General features: G+C 59.7%; 14 protein-coding genes. 5 read left to right on the top strand and 9 right to left on the bottom strand.

What is annotated here, in order from left to right; genetic code table 11:
- Positions 1-86: 86 nt before the first annotated feature.
- The gene (gene lysM / locus J3361_RS26630; RefSeq protein WP_207967052.1) at positions 87-527 is read right to left on the bottom strand and encodes a peptidoglycan-binding protein LysM; all 441 of its coding nucleotides are present in this window, start codon (positions 525-527) and stop codon (positions 87-89) included.
- Positions 528-660: 133 nt separating this feature from the next.
- Between lysM and J3361_RS26625 the strand changes: the two genes are divergently transcribed.
- The 4 genes from J3361_RS26625 (at position 661) to J3361_RS26610 (ending at position 5,656) form a co-directional block, all read left to right on the top strand.
- Positions 661-1,548, top strand: a complete 888-nt coding sequence (locus tag J3361_RS26625; protein WP_207967051.1) for a LysR family transcriptional regulator — start codon at positions 661-663, stop codon at positions 1,546-1,548.
- Between the two features lie 93 nt (positions 1,549-1,641).
- On the top strand, positions 1,642-2,481 hold the full coding sequence (fdhD, locus tag J3361_RS26620; RefSeq protein ID WP_207967050.1) for a formate dehydrogenase accessory sulfurtransferase FdhD: 840 nt from the start codon (positions 1,642-1,644) through the stop codon (positions 2,479-2,481).
- Complete coding sequence (locus tag J3361_RS26615; protein WP_207967049.1) at positions 2,478-4,826, top strand: FdhF/YdeP family oxidoreductase; 2,349 nt, start codon at positions 2,478-2,480, stop codon at positions 4,824-4,826. Before fdhD ends, J3361_RS26615 begins: the two co-directional genes overlap by 4 nt.
- Positions 4,827-5,170: 344 nt before the next feature.
- Positions 5,171-5,656: a glycine zipper domain-containing protein gene (locus tag J3361_RS26610; RefSeq protein ID WP_053181061.1), complete on the top strand. Its 486-nt coding sequence runs from the start codon at positions 5,171-5,173 to the stop codon at positions 5,654-5,656.
- A gap of 84 nt (positions 5,657-5,740) precedes the next feature.
- On the opposite strand, the gene J3361_RS26605 is transcribed toward J3361_RS26610, so the two are convergent.
- From J3361_RS26605 to J3361_RS26575, 7 genes are all read right to left on the bottom strand, one after another.
- Positions 5,741-6,160: a thioesterase family protein gene (locus tag J3361_RS26605; RefSeq protein ID WP_207967048.1), complete on the bottom strand. Its 420-nt coding sequence runs from the start codon at positions 6,158-6,160 to the stop codon at positions 5,741-5,743.
- Positions 6,161-6,202: 42 nt separating this feature from the next.
- Entirely contained in the window at positions 6,203-7,429 is a 1,227-nt protein-coding gene (locus J3361_RS26600) for a 3-hydroxyacyl-CoA dehydrogenase (protein ID WP_207967047.1), read from the bottom strand.
- A gap of 109 nt (positions 7,430-7,538) precedes the next feature.
- Positions 7,539-9,467: an ATP-dependent DNA helicase RecQ gene (locus J3361_RS26595; protein ID WP_207967046.1), complete on the bottom strand. Its 1,929-nt coding sequence runs from the start codon at positions 9,465-9,467 to the stop codon at positions 7,539-7,541.
- A 194-nt stretch (positions 9,468-9,661) separates the two neighbouring features.
- Positions 9,662-9,916, bottom strand: a complete 255-nt coding sequence (locus tag J3361_RS26590) for a colicin E3-like toxin immunity protein (protein WP_207967045.1) — start codon at positions 9,914-9,916, stop codon at positions 9,662-9,664.
- Positions 9,917-9,951: 35 nt separating this feature from the next.
- Positions 9,952-10,209, bottom strand: a complete 258-nt coding sequence (locus tag J3361_RS26585; RefSeq protein WP_207967044.1) for a hypothetical protein — start codon at positions 10,207-10,209, stop codon at positions 9,952-9,954.
- A gap of 30 nt (positions 10,210-10,239) precedes the next feature.
- The gene (locus tag J3361_RS26580; protein ID WP_207967043.1) at positions 10,240-10,494 is read right to left on the bottom strand and encodes a colicin E3-like toxin immunity protein; all 255 of its coding nucleotides are present in this window, start codon (positions 10,492-10,494) and stop codon (positions 10,240-10,242) included.
- 7 nt (positions 10,495-10,501) lie between these two features.
- Entirely contained in the window at positions 10,502-11,749 is a 1,248-nt protein-coding gene (locus tag J3361_RS26575; protein WP_207967042.1) for a colicin E3/pyocin S6 family cytotoxin, read from the bottom strand.
- A 188-nt stretch (positions 11,750-11,937) separates the two neighbouring features.
- Between J3361_RS26575 and J3361_RS26570 the strand changes: the two genes are divergently transcribed.
- The gene (locus J3361_RS26570; protein ID WP_207967041.1) at positions 11,938-12,291 is read left to right on the top strand and encodes a DUF1493 family protein; all 354 of its coding nucleotides are present in this window, start codon (positions 11,938-11,940) and stop codon (positions 12,289-12,291) included.
- A gap of 76 nt (positions 12,292-12,367) precedes the next feature.
- Here J3361_RS26570 and J3361_RS26565 read toward each other — a convergent pair whose 3' ends face one another.
- On the bottom strand, positions 12,368-13,912 hold the full coding sequence (locus J3361_RS26565; protein WP_207967040.1) for a phosphoenolpyruvate carboxykinase: 1,545 nt from the start codon (positions 13,910-13,912) through the stop codon (positions 12,368-12,370).
- Positions 13,913-14,060 lie beyond the last annotated feature (148 nt).

The raw sequence follows: 14,060 nt of genomic DNA, 5'->3' as shown, positions 1-14,060 counted from the left end.
GCTTGCTCCCGCTCGGCTGCGCAGCAGATGCATTGGGGCCGCTTCGCAGCCCAGCGGGAGCAAGCTCCCTCGCCACAGGGATCGGATTACTCGGGGATACGCAACACCTGCCCCGGATAGATCTTGTCCGGGTGCGACAGCATCGGTTTGTTGGCCTCGAATATCTTGTTGTACTTGTTCGCGTCGCCGTACTCGGCCTTGGAGATGGCACTGAGCGTGTCGCCCTTCTTCACCGTCACGAAACGCGCCGCCTGTGCCACCGGACCAGTCACTGTAATCTGGTCGTCGACACTGCCGACACCGGCGATATTGCCCACCGCCAACAGGATCTTTTCTTTCTCTTCCTGGCTCGCTACTTCGCCCGTGACGATGACTTTGTCGCCCTCGACCGTCGCCTGTACATTCGGATTACCCAGGCCGACCTTTGCAATGTGTTCTTTCAGTTGTTCGCTGGCATTGGCATTGCCGGGGGTCAGCAGGTCGATCAGCTTTTCACCGGCTTCCTTCACAAAGCTAAAAATACTCATGGCACACGCTCCTTGATTTAAGTGTCCAGACGCAAAGACTAGACCAGGCGAAGCGAACCCGGTTCCCAGCCGACCAATGACCCCGCCACGCGCAAGCGCTAGAATCCGAATCTTCCCGCGCCCTGGAGCGAAGATGGACATCAAGCAGCTGAAATTTCTCATCGCGCTGGACGAAACCCGTCACTTCGGCCAAGCCGCCGCACGTTGCCATATCACCCAGCCGACGTTGTCGATGCGCCTGCGCAGCCTTGAAGAAGAACTCGACCTGCCATTGGTCAACCGCGGCCAGCGCTTTGAAGGTTTCACCGCGCCGGGAGAGCGCGTACTGGCCTGGGCGCGCACAGTGCTGGCGGCCTATGACGGGCTGCAGGCCGAAGCGGCGGCCTGTCGCGGCAACCTGGTGGGTACGCTGCGCCTGGGCGTGGTGCCGTTGTCGGACTTCGACCCGCTGGCGATGATGCAGCGCTTGCACACCGAACACCCCAGCCTGCGTTTCGAATTGTCGTCCCTGAGTTCCGAACGCATCCTCGAACAATTGGCGAACAACCGCATCGACTTGGGCATTTCCTACTTGGAGCGCCTGGACAATGAACGCTTCGAGGCCCTGCCCTTCAGCCCCACACGCATGGGCTTGCTTTACGACCAGCGTTATTTCTTTTTCGGTGAACAACCGCTGAGCTGGGAAGCGCTGATCGAACTGCCGTTGGGCATGCTCACCAGCGGCATGCATTTTCGCCAGTCCATCGACCACAATTTCCACAGTCGGGGTCTGACGCCCCAACCGCTGTTGCAAACCGACGCGGTGCATCAATTGTTACAAGCTGTGCATGGCGGGCTGTGTTGCGCGGTGATGCCGCTGGACAGCGGCCTGGACGTTTTGACCGAAGACTTGCGCATCCAGCCCGTTGAAAGCGCGCAGACACTGGTTTCCCTGGGCCTGATCATGCGACGCGGTGCTCCTCGCTCAGCGCTGGCCGAGGCTTGTTTCGCCCTTTATCAGAAATCAGCGACGACTTCTTGATCGACGTCATCTATTGGAAGATCAGTAATAGCGATTAGACGTGGCAGATTGCCGCATTTAGTCTTAGCACTATTCCTACTTTCAGTGATGCCTATGAACGACAAGCCTCCGGTCAGTCCAGCGCCTGCGATGGAAACATCCGCGCCGGTCGCCAGCCAGAGCTATCGCTACTGCAATCTGGACCGCGCCCAATCGGACAGCACCGCGCTGGCCGAGGAAGTGGCGCTGGCGATTGCCTATAACGGCATCAGCCAGGCGGTCATGCTGGTCACGCCCACCGACCTTGAAGATTTCATCGTCGGCTTCAGCCTCGGCAGCGGCATCATTGAAGACTCATCGGACGTCTACGACCTGCAACTGAGCGGCACCGGTGCCGCGCACTACGCCCAGGTAACCATCGCCAACCGCGCCTTCTGGAACCTCAAGCAGCAACGCCGACAGCTGGCGGGCACCAGTGGCTGCGGGTTGTGCGGCGTGGAAGCGGTGGAACAGGCCTTGCCCGATCTCAAGGTGCTGCCCGGTGCAGCATTGCCACCGGCACAGTGGCTCGATGGCCTGCGCGACCGCATCAGCCAGTTCCAGCCGCTGGGCCAACATTGCGGCGCGGTGCATGCGGCCTTGTTCATGAATGCCCAGGGCCAATTGCTCCTGGGCCGCGAAGATATCGGTCGGCACAACGCCCTCGACAAGCTGATTGGCGCGCTGATCCGGCAACAAATCCCGGTGACCGGTGGCGTGGCGATCGTTACCAGCCGTTGCAGCCTCGAACTGATCCAGAAAGTACTGCGCGCCGGCATCCAGACCCTGGTCAGCCTGTCGTCGCCCACGGGCCTCGCCGTGCAATGGGCCCGTCAACACAACCTCAATCTCATCCACCTGCCGCAAAAAAGTGCGCCGCGGGTCTACAGCCCTGCGATGGAGAAACAAGCGTGAGCAATCATCAACAAGCCGACCAGAAACCCGTTCCGCGCTACAAGCCCTACAAGGGCCCGGCTGGCGGTTGGGGTGCGCTGATCAGTGTCGCTCAGGCCTGGTTGACCAGCGACAACGCGCTGAAGAACATCCGCATGATGCTCAAGACCAACCAGAACGGTGGTTTCGACTGCCCGGGCTGTGCCTGGGGCGACTCGCCGGAAAGCGGCATGGTCAAGTTCTGCGAGAACGGCGCCAAGGCCGTGAACTGGGAAGCCACCAAGCGCCGCGTCGACGCTGCCTTTTTCGCCAAGCACAGCGTGACCTCGCTGCTGGAGCAGAGCGATTACTGGCTCGAATACCAGGGTCGCCTGACCGAACCCATGCGCTACGACGCTGAAACCGACCGCTACAAGCCCATCAGTTGGGAAGCGGCGTTCGCCCTGGTTGGCAAGCACCTGCAAGGGCTGTCCAGTCCCAACCAGGCCGAGTTCTACACCTCGGGCCGGGCCAGCAACGAAGCGGCCTATCTGTATCAACTGTTCGTACGCGCCTATGGCACCAACAATTTCCCTGACTGCTCGAACATGTGCCACGAGGCCAGCGGTGTAGCGCTGGCCCAGAGCGTGGGCGTTGGCAAGGGCACGGTGACATTCGACGACTTCGAGCACGCCGACGCGATTTTCGTCTGGGGCCAGAACCCTGGCACCAATCATCCGCGAATGCTTGAACCCCTGCGCGAGGCGGTGAAGCGCGGCGCCCAAGTGATCTGCATCAACCCGCTCAAGGAGCGTGGACTGGAGCGCTTCCAGCATCCACAGAGCCCGATCGAAATGCTCACCAACGGCAATAAGCCGACCAACACCGCGTACTTCCGCCCGGCCCTGGGGGGTGACATGGCGATCTTGCGCGGCATGGCGAAGTTCCTGCTGCAATGGGAGCGGGAGGCACAGGACAACGGTGCGGCGGCAGTGTTCGACCACGCGTTCCTCAATGAACACTGCACCAACGTGCTGGATTACCTGGCGACGGTCGACGATACGCCGTGGGAGCAGATCGTCGAGCAATCGAGCCTGACCCTGGTCGAAATCGAGCAGGCGGCGCGCATGTACGCCAGAAGCAAGAACGTGATCATGTGCTGGGCGATGGGCATCACCCAGCACCGTCACTCGGTGGCGACCATCCAGGAAATCGCCAACGTGATGATGCTGCGCGGCAACATTGGCCGGCCAGGCGCAGGCCTGTGCCCCGTCCGCGGCCACAGCAACGTGCAGGGCGATCGGACCATGGGCATCAATGAACGTCCGCCAGTGGCGTTCCTCGACACGCTGGAGCGGCGCTTCCAGTTCAAGGTTCCGCGTGAGAACGGCCACAACGTGGTCGAGGCGATCCACGCCATGGCCGACGGCCAGGCGAAAGTGTTCATCGCCCTGGGCGGCAACTTCGCCCAAGCCACGCCGGACAGCCACCGCACGTTCCAGGCCCTTGCCAATTGCGATCTGACGGTGCAGATCAGCACCAAGCTCAACCGCAGCCACCTGGCCCACGGCAAGGACGCGCTGATCCTGCCGTGCCTGGGCCGCACCGACATCGATCTGCAGACCGAAGGCGCGCAAGCGGTGACCGTGGAGGACTCCTTCAGCATGGTGCATGCCTCCATGGGTCAGTTGCAGCCGCTATCGAACCAGATGCGCTCCGAACCGTGGATCATCGCGGGCATCGCCGCCGCCACGCTGGGCAGCCGCCCGGTGGATTGGAACTGGCTGGTGGCCGACTACAGTCGCATTCGCGATCTGATCGCCGACACCGTCCCCGGCTTCAAGGACTTCAACGAAAAGCTGAAGAACCCCGGCGGATTCTACCTGGGTAACAGCGCCGGCTCGCGACGCTGGAACACCCCGTCGGGCCGCGCCAACTTCAAGCCGAACCTGTTGCCGACCGACCTCGTGCATGAGCGCACCCGTGCCACCGGCCAGCTGCCCGACCTGATCATGCAGTCCATGCGATCCCACGATCAGTACAACACCACCATTTACGGCCTCGACGACCGCTATCGCGGGGTGAAGGGCCAGCGCGACGTGCTGTTCGTCAACGAAGCGGACATCATTCGCCTGGGCTTCAAGCCGGGGCAGAAAGCCGACATTGTCTCGCTCTGGGAAGATGGTCGCGAGCGTCGGGTCAAGGGTTTTACCCTGCTGGCGTTCGACATTCCCGCCGGGCAGGCTGCGGCTTACTACCCGGAAGTGAACCCGCTGGTGCCGCTGGAAAGCACCGGTGATGGCAGCCATACGCCGACGTCGAAATTCGTCGCGATCCGCCTGGAAGCGGCGAGTGAGAACGGACTGATCCTGGCCAAGTCGGCCTGATACACAGCTCTATGGCGAGGAGATTGGGTTGTGTGGGAGCAAGGCTTGCCCGCGATGAAAGCGGTGCGGTCTTTCAGAAGTAGAGTCGCCTGTGTCGCGAGCAAGCTTTGCTCCCACATAGCTTTGCTCTCACAATCCTACTTTTCGAACGGGCACAAAAAAGGCCGTTTTCCATGGAAAACGGCCTGTCTCAAGTAGCTAAAGACCGGCCAATTCGCCTTAAGTTCCCACCGAAAAACAATAACTTAGAGAATTGTGCACAAGTCGTGCTACTCGTCGGATTTCGATTGTAAGCAAGCGAAGCCAGCCTCAGGATCGCGCCGTCATCCCTTTGAGGCTCCTCTATGAAGTTCTCCTCCATTCTCTTGTTGTCCCTTAGCCTGGCCAGTGGCATCGCTTCCGCCGGTGGTACTGCCGAAGCAGGTGTGGGCGGCGCATTGGGCGGGGTTTTGGGTTCGGTCGTCGGCCAGTCCCTGGGCGGCAACACCGGTTCCACTATCGGCGCGGCGCTGGGCGGTGCAGGCGGTAGTGCGGTCGGTGCAGACAGACATAGCCGCGGCGAAGCGGCAATCGGCGGCGCACTGGGCGCGGCCGGCGGTAACGTGGTCGGCCGTAGCGTCGGCGGCAGCACCGGCAGCCTGATCGGTGCGGCAGCGGGCGGTGGCGCCGGTGGTGCCCTGGGTAACTACATGGGCAAGGACGATGACGATGACCGCCGTTATGACGGTCGCCGTGGTGATCGCCGCTACTACCGTGACGGCCACCCAGGTCGCGGCCATGCCTACGGGCATCGCAAGCACAAGCATAAACATCGCTATTACGACGATTGATCGCTGGCTTTGATACCCGCCGGTAAAAGATCGCAGCCTTCGGCAACTCTTCACAGAGCCTGACCGGAGGCTGCGATTTTCGTTTCAGACCACCAAACGCTCCAACGCCCCACGCAGCCGGTCCGGAATCGCCACCGGCCGATTCGACGCCCGATCCACGAATACATGGACAAAACGGCCCGCCGCGCAGGCCTCATCCTCGCCCGCCTTGAACACCGCCAGCTCGTATTGCACCGAACTGCTGCCCAACTTGCCGACCCGCAGGCCGATTTCAATCCGGTCTGGAAAGGCGATCGAGGCAAAGTAGTCGCAGGCCGAACTCACCACGAACCCCACCACCTCTCCTTCATGGATATCAAGACCGCCGGTTTCGATCAGATAGGTGTTCACGGCGGTATCGAAGAAGCTGTAGTAAGTGACGTTGTTGACGTGACCGTACACATCGTTGTCGTGCCAACGCGTGGTGATGGGCTGCAAGTGTGGGTATTCGCTACGTTGGGGCATCAAAAGTTCTTCATGGTTGTTCAATGATTTCAGGATGACGGCCTATCGGTTCGAGAATCCCTTGCCCTGCGCCGCCAGTTCGCCGATCAGGCGCGCGGGCTGCCACTGGTCACCCTGCTTCGTTTCGAGCTCCAGCAGGCGCTCGTGGATAGCGTCCAGCCCCTGCCCGTCGGCCCAGGCCATCGGCCCACCCTTGTCCGCGGGGAAGCCGTAGCCGTTAAGGTAGACCAGGTCGATGTCGTGGGCCGACTCGGCAATGCCTTCCTGCAAGATCTTCGCCCCCTCGTTGACCAGCGCCAGCAAGCAGCGCTCAAGGATTTCCTCCGGACCGATCTCGCGACGCTGGAACCCCAGCCCTTCGCTGACCTGCAGCACCAGCGCATCGACCTCAACGTCATGCTCGGCCTGTCGACTGCCCGGCTCGTAGTGATAGTACCCGTTGCCGCTTTTCTGGCCGAACCGCCCCAGTTCGCACAAACGGTTGTCCACCTGCACCTCGGGCGCGTCCTGGCCCTTACCCGCCAGCTCACGGGCGCGCCATTCCAGGTCGATGCCGACGACGTCGTACATGCGAAACGGCCCCATGGCGAAGCCGAAGCCCTGTAACGCCGCATCCACCTGGTGGGGGAATGCCCCCTCCAGCAGCATCTTGCGCGCTTCCAGCACATACGGGTGGAGCATCCGGTTGCCGATGAAACCATGGCAGTTGCCCGATATAACGCTGACCTTGCCCATGCGCTTGCCCAGCACCAAGGCCGCGTCCAGCACTGCCTTGGAGGTTTGCGCACCGCGGACGATTTCCAGCAGCTTCATGATGTGCGCCGGGCTGAAGAAATGCAGGCCCAGGACTTGGGCTGGCCTGCGAGTGACAGCGGCGATGGCATCGATGTCCAGTGCCGACGTATTGCTCGCCAGGATCGCCTCGGGCTTCAGCAGGCCATCCAGCTCGCGAAAGATAGTCTGCTTGAGCTCCAGGTTTTCGTAGACCGCCTCGATCACCAGGTCCACCTCGCGGATCGCCGCGTAATCCTCCGCCCGCGTCACCCGAGCAACCCGCGCATCCGCCTCAGCCTGGTCGATACGGCCCTGGCGCACGCCATGGGCATAGGTCTCGGCTACGGCGGCCAACGCCTGATCGAGCATTTGCGGATTGTTGTCGACCCATTGCACCGCCACGCCGGCATTGGCCAGGCACATTACGATGCCCCGTCCCATGGTGCCTGCACCGACCACTGCGGCACGCTGAATATCGAAGGGTGTCTGGCTCATGTCTGCTCTCTTGTTTTGGCGATCCGAAGACAGCCTTCACCTTAGTCAGCCCACGAAAGTTTTTGAAATTTATTCGTGTGATGAGGGGCATTCAGCGAATGGATGCAGCTCACAGGTGCGCTTGAGCCCACTGGCGAACTTCAGCGTATGGGTACTCTTCCAATGCGGCATACCCATGGATTTTCCGTGCCTTCAAACGGGTGAACAGCGGCACGCTGATTCCGCACAGGAACCGGGTGAGGCGCTCGGCAGACGGCACGCTGCCGCTGTGCTGCTCGTGCTTGTGGATAAAATCGCCACACAGCGCCTCGAAATTTTTATCCACAAGCGCCGGCAACATGGGCGGCTCCGGCAGGCGGGCAACATGCCCATGGCATACCGAACAATGGCCGCACTGGCGTGGCGCATTGCCGTCGCCGAAATACTCCGCCAAGCGATGACCCAGGCAACGGTCAGTGGCGAACAATTCGAGCATGGCGTGGATCCGCTCGATCTCACCGTGTTCGTGCCGGGTGAAATAGGCATGTAGCTCGGCACTCAAGAGCTGCGCATCCAGATCCGCTTCCAGCACGCTGTACACCTCGGTCATCTGTTTGCTTTCCAGCTCGATCCAGCCCTTTTCCTGGAAATAATCCAGCGCCTTCACCACCCGATTACGCTCGGCGCGATACCGCTGGTACATCTCGTCAAAATCCACCGTGGCCCAACTCCGGGCGCGACTGGAGGTTTGGATGATGGCCGCGACGAAGTCCCGTCGCTCACCTTCGAAGCGCTCCAGCAGCTCGTGCGGCTCGGTCAGGAACTTGAAGCGGTACTCCGCGAAATAGGCATAACGCGGCGCGATCAGCCGGCGCAATTCCAACTGGACCAGCAGCGTCTTGAGCGGCAGTTGCCGGATGTTGCTCTGGTCCGCCAGCGGTCCCAACAAGAACTCCCACTGCCCATCGGCTGCCGCGGCCTTCAATTCATCGAGCACGCAACGAATGCCGGTAAACTCCGGCGTATCGCCATACACGAAGTTCTCCAGCACGTTGAGGCTGTCGCGGTTGGCCAGCACCAGGCAATCGGACGGCTGCCCGTCCCGTCCGGCGCGGCCGATCTCCTGGCTGTAGTTTTCGATGGACTTGGGCAAGTCGAAATGCACGACGTTACGGATGTCGCTCTTGTCGATGCCCATGCCGAAGGCGATGGTCGCGACGATGCAATTGGATTGGCCGCCCATGAATCGCCGCTGGATGGTTTCGCGCTGTTCATGGGGCAAACCGGCGTGATAGGCCTCGGCCTGGATACCGTGCCGCCCCAAGTGTTCAGCGATCTGCTCGGCGGTTCGCTGCAAGGTGACGTAGACGATGCTCGGCTGCCCGGCACGCTCGGCCAACCACTGCACCAGTCGCCCGCGCTTGTCGGCACCACGCACGGGCTCGACCAGCAGATTGAGGTTCGGTCGGTAGAAACCGGTCGTCACCACATCGGCGGCGGCGATGGCGAATTTCGCCTGCATGTCGGCGATGACCTTGGGTGTCGCGGTGGCCGTCAGCAGCAATACCTGGGGAATATTGAACTGGTGCTGGTAATCGGGAAGCTTGAGGTAATCAGGTCGGAAGTTATGCCCCCATTCCGAAATGCAGTGGGCCTCGTCCACCACCAGCAACGAGATCGGCACCTGCTGCAGGAAATTGCGAAAGCGCTCGTTCTTCAGGCGCTCCACGGAAATCATCAGGATCTTCAACTCACCCGAACGGGCCCTCGCCATGGCGTCGTTGGCTTCGTCACGGCTCTGGGCCGAATCGATGCTGGCCGCCGCGATGCCGTGGCGCTGGAGGAACGCCAACTGGTCCTGCATCAACGCCAGCAACGGTGAGACCACCAGGGTCAGGTGCGGCAAGAGCAGGGCCGACAATTGATAACACAGGGACTTGCCCGAGCCGGTAGGAAAGATGGCCGCCGCCGACCGACCGGCCAGCACAGCCCCGATGGCCGCCTCCTGCCCGGGACGAAACTGTGGATAACCGAAAACCTGTTCCAGGGTGCTGTGCATGCGCGGTCGCTCCTTTGACTGCTGCGATGCCCAAAGCCTAGCGGGACAACGCAGCGAGTCGAGAAAAGGTCGGGGTTGAATCGATACGGGATGATACAGCCTGGTGCCTGAGACATGGTTCAGGAAATAGACCATGGGAAATGCGAAGGAATCTACCGCCTCGCGGCGTTGGCGGTTGGACTCAAGCATGCTGATTACCAAACATCCCTATAATCAAAAGACACCTTATAGTCGTACATTGATAAATCCAAAACATGCTCGAAATGTGGTTGTAGGATCTCAGCCCATTCAGTATTCACGTCAAAATTTCCATTATTGATATTGTTCTCCAAAGGGAGATCCAGATCGTCGAGAACCGTAGAGTCGCCTCCAAAATCCTTCGAATACTCTTTTTCAACCAAAACCTCCGTTTTTTTATCGAACCATCTCAACCTGACTTTTAATCCCATATCACGATCCAATTATCTTCAGTCGATAGAGCTGGTCAAATCACCGGACTGTCAGAGTTGCCGTAAGACGTTAAGTAAAGATCCAAGTCTTGCGGAAACACCGATGATGTCAACTGCTCAATTTCGAGCATCTGTTCCACAGAAAGCCTGAAATCCAAACCGATACAATCACTGTCGTGTACCCATTGCATTACAGGCTTCAAATCCTCCACCGACAAACTGATACGTTTCTCGAAAATCAGTATGTTTTTATCTGAATGGAAGCCTATTACCCAAAACTCGCTTTGCGCCATCTAAAGCTCTGCAGCAAATTAAATCGATGATCACCAAACATCGCGATAGTCAAAAGACACCTGATAGTCATACATTGCCAGGTCCATGGTGTGTTCGAAATGTGGCTGCAATATACGCGCCCACTCATCACCAACATCAAAGCCACCAATATTAATATTATTCTCTACAGGAACGCCAAGCGCATCAAGCACCCAAGGATCGTCACCAAAATCCTTTGAATATTCCCGACCTTCACCTAGCTCGGTTTCTTTGTCATACCAATCCAGCTTTAATTTCAACCCCATAGATTCCTCACAAATATTTTTTAATATTACGATTCGGTTTAGGCCCATCTATTTGCTTGCCCGTTACATGATCAAACGAACCCAAGTGGCTGCCATCGCTCGCACGGTACGCTTCGAGCTCACCGTGCATGAAATCCCATTCATAAATTGTCCTACCCTTTGAGTCGGTCCATCGTTCTCGAAAGCCACCGCCTCCTTGACGAGGAGTTTTCTTTTTAGCGACTTTCAAACCGGAGAAACCTGTAATTTCATCTGTTTTTGGCGCCAGATGATAATCATGCCCCACGTCGGGCAAACCTTTACGACGAACATTTAAAACTATATACAACGGCGAAACCCCAGAATCCGCCGGAAACACAAGAATGAAATCCTTGTACTCCGGCGGATAAATCGGGTTAACGATGATGCTGTCCGCCGCAGGCGTCGGCGGAAAAATCCAGATGTGCGGAGCCTGGGGCGCGGCCTCCAGCGCCGGGATGCCCAGCGTCGCGGAGGGATCGACCGCAGGCGTCCAGATCAACTCGACCCCATCGCCAAAGTCCGCTACTTGCTGCTCACCGCGAGTCTGGAACGTCACCACCGGGATCATTTCCCAGTCGCGTCGCGCCTGGGTGTTGTAGCCGTATCCCTTGAGCGTGCCATCGGCCTGGGTCTCGACGTGCAACCGCACCCGCGTACGTGCCTGCTCCATGGAGCGCAGTTGCTCTTCGGTGTACAACGAACCGTCACCCAGGCTCGCGGGCATCAGCAGCCCCACCAGGCCGATCAGAACACCCGCCGCCACGGGTGCAGTGACCGCGCCAGCAGCCCCCGCCGCCACGCCAAGGGAAACCGGCATAGTCCGACCCAGAGCAAACGTGCCGAAGCTTGCCGGCAACGACCCGCTGATACTCTTAAGCTGAATGCGCCCTGACTCGTCAGCTTGACGCCCGCCCAACAAGGTAAATTGGCCGTACTCCCTCAGGGCTTCAGTCGGGATGTAGCCGCTCGGGTTGTGATAGTCGATAACCGAGTCAGGCAGCTTGCAGGACTTTGCAAATACACAGCCCTTCACGTCGGAAGGTGATGCTTCGCGGAGCTGGGTCAGGCGCTCGCTCATGTACGCCGTCTGCCTGGCGAGCATGGCCTCATAGGCCTGTTGATCGGCCTCTCTTTTTGCCAGTTCGCTGGGGGTCATGTCCCGCAGGATCCTGTAGCCCCGATCGCCACCGTAATGCTCCCAGACCTGCGGAACACCGGCCTTCCCTTTCGTCATGCTCATCCCTGCTTGGTCGCCGTTAACCCCATTAAAAGGGCGTGGCGAACCTTACCGAGCGGCCAGGGAAATACTCAGCAGACGGTTCCGAGACCACTGTGAGATCTTTCTTCTTTTTCCAATGGCCAGCGATTCCCCCTAAACTTTCCCTCCAGACGAACACACGCCGACCCCCCGGAAACCTCGCCATGCACCTCGCCCCAGACTTCCCCGACGATCACACCATGCGCCAGCTCATGGAGCTGCTCCACGAAGAAATCGGCCTGCCTGAACGCAAGACGATTCGCCTGGACACCGCGATCAATCTCGACTGGGGTTGTGACGCCGCGGACGCTCGGCATCTGATGGAAGCCGTGGAGGAGCGGTTCGCCATCGAGCTCATCGACTACGACGCGTACCGCTATTTCCAGCCAGAAGGGTTCGATGTGTTTCAAAAACGCAGGGCCAAGGGCCGGGGGAACAAGCTGCCACTGACCATCGGCATGCTTTACAAGGCGATCAAGGCGCAGCGATGGGATACGCGGGAAGTGGAAGAGGCCTAGCTGATCGGGGCGCCTCAAATAACCGTCCATAAAAAAACCGCCCATGAAGGGCGGTTTTTTATTCACCAACCAAGCCTTACAGCTGTGGGCCTGCAGCCTTGATCGCGTCGCTCACTTCGAACTTCTTGAAGTTCTCGATGAACAGGCCGGCCAATGCCTTGGCCGCTTCGTCGTAGGCGGCTTTGTCGGCCCAGGTGTTGCGTGGGTTCAACAGGCCAGTCTCGACGCCTGGAACTGCCAGCGGCACGTCCAGGTTGATGATGTCCAGGTGTTCGGTTTCAGCACCGATCAGCGCGCCGCTCTGGATCGCTGCGATCACCGCACGGGTGGTCGGGATGTTGAAGCGCTTGCCGACGCCGTAGCCACCACCGGTCCAACCGGTGTTGACCAGGTAGACCTTGGAGCCGAAACCGCGGATGCGCTTGATCAGCAGCTCAGCATATTCACCGGCTGGACGCGGGAAGAACGGTGCGCCGAAGCAGGTGGAGAAGGTCGACTTGATGCCGCTGCCCGAACCCATTTCGGTCGAGCCCACCAGTGCGGTGTAGCCAGACAGGAAGTGGTAGGCGGCTTGTTCTTCGCTGAGGATCGACACCGGCGGCAGAACGCCGGTCAGGTCGCAGGTCAGGAAGATTACAGCGTTGGGCTCGCCACCGAGGTTTTTCGGTGCGCGTTTTTCGATCAGCTCACGCGGGTAGGCGGCGCGGCTGTTCTGGGTCAGGCTGTCGTCGGCGTAGTCGGCTTTCTTGGTGACTGGGTCCAGGACGACGTTTTCCAGTACGGCACCGTGCTGGATGGCTTTCCAGATGACCGGCTCGTTCTTCTCGGACAGGTCGATGCACTTGGCATAGCAACCGCCCTCGATGTTGAAGACCACGCCCACGCCCCAGCCGTGCTCGTCGTCACCGATCAGGTAACGGCTTTCATCGGCGGACAGGGTGGTCTTGCCGGTGCCCGACAAGCCGAAGAACAGGGTCACATCGCCCTCTTCGCCCATGTTCGCGGCGCAGTGCATCGGCAGCACGTCAACAGCCGGCAGCAGGAAGTTCTGCACGGAGAACAGGGCTTTTTTCATCTCACCGGCGTAGCGCATGCCGGCGATCAGCACTTTCTTGGCCGCGAAATTGATGATCACGGTGCCGTCGGAGTTGGTGCCGTCGCGCTCAGGCTCGCAGACGAAATTCGGCGCGTTGAGGATCTGCCATTCATCCTTGCCGCCGGCGTTGTATTGCTCGGGGTTGATGAACAGGCAACGGCCAAACAGGTTGTGCCACGCGGTCTCGGTGGTCATCTTGACTGGCAGGTAGTGCGCAGGATCGGAGCCTACATGCACGTGGGATACGAAACGCTCGCGCTCGCCCAGGTAGGCTTCAACGCGGCTCCACAGGGCATCGAACTTGTCGGCCGGGAACTTGCGGTTGATCGGGCCCCAGGCGATGGCGTCCTGGGTGGTTGGCTCTTCCACAATGAAACGGTCGACTGGCGAGCGACCGGTACGATGACCGGTACGGACAACCAGCGCGCCAGTATCGGCAAGCTCGCCTTCACCGCGATTCAGGGCTTCTTTGACCAGATCATCGACACTCAGATCGGTGTACACGGCGTTATTGGCTTGCGTCATGAGATTCCCCGTCGGCCCGTGGCCGAGTGCTCCAAACGTTTTGTAGTAGGAAGTCGCGCACTACTACCCGAAAAAAGTGGGCCGGATTATGCCAGAAAACCCCAAAAAGAGTAGGGCCCTCCCGTCAGTACGGCGTAAATCCGGCGTT

This window comes from Pseudomonas sp. OA65 (assembly GCF_017498305.1).
Classification (GTDB): Bacteria; Pseudomonadota; Gammaproteobacteria; order Pseudomonadales; family Pseudomonadaceae; genus Aquipseudomonas; species Aquipseudomonas zanjanensis.
Note: the sequence above shows the minus strand (reverse complement) of the source record. Positions and strands in the feature narration are given on the sequence as shown.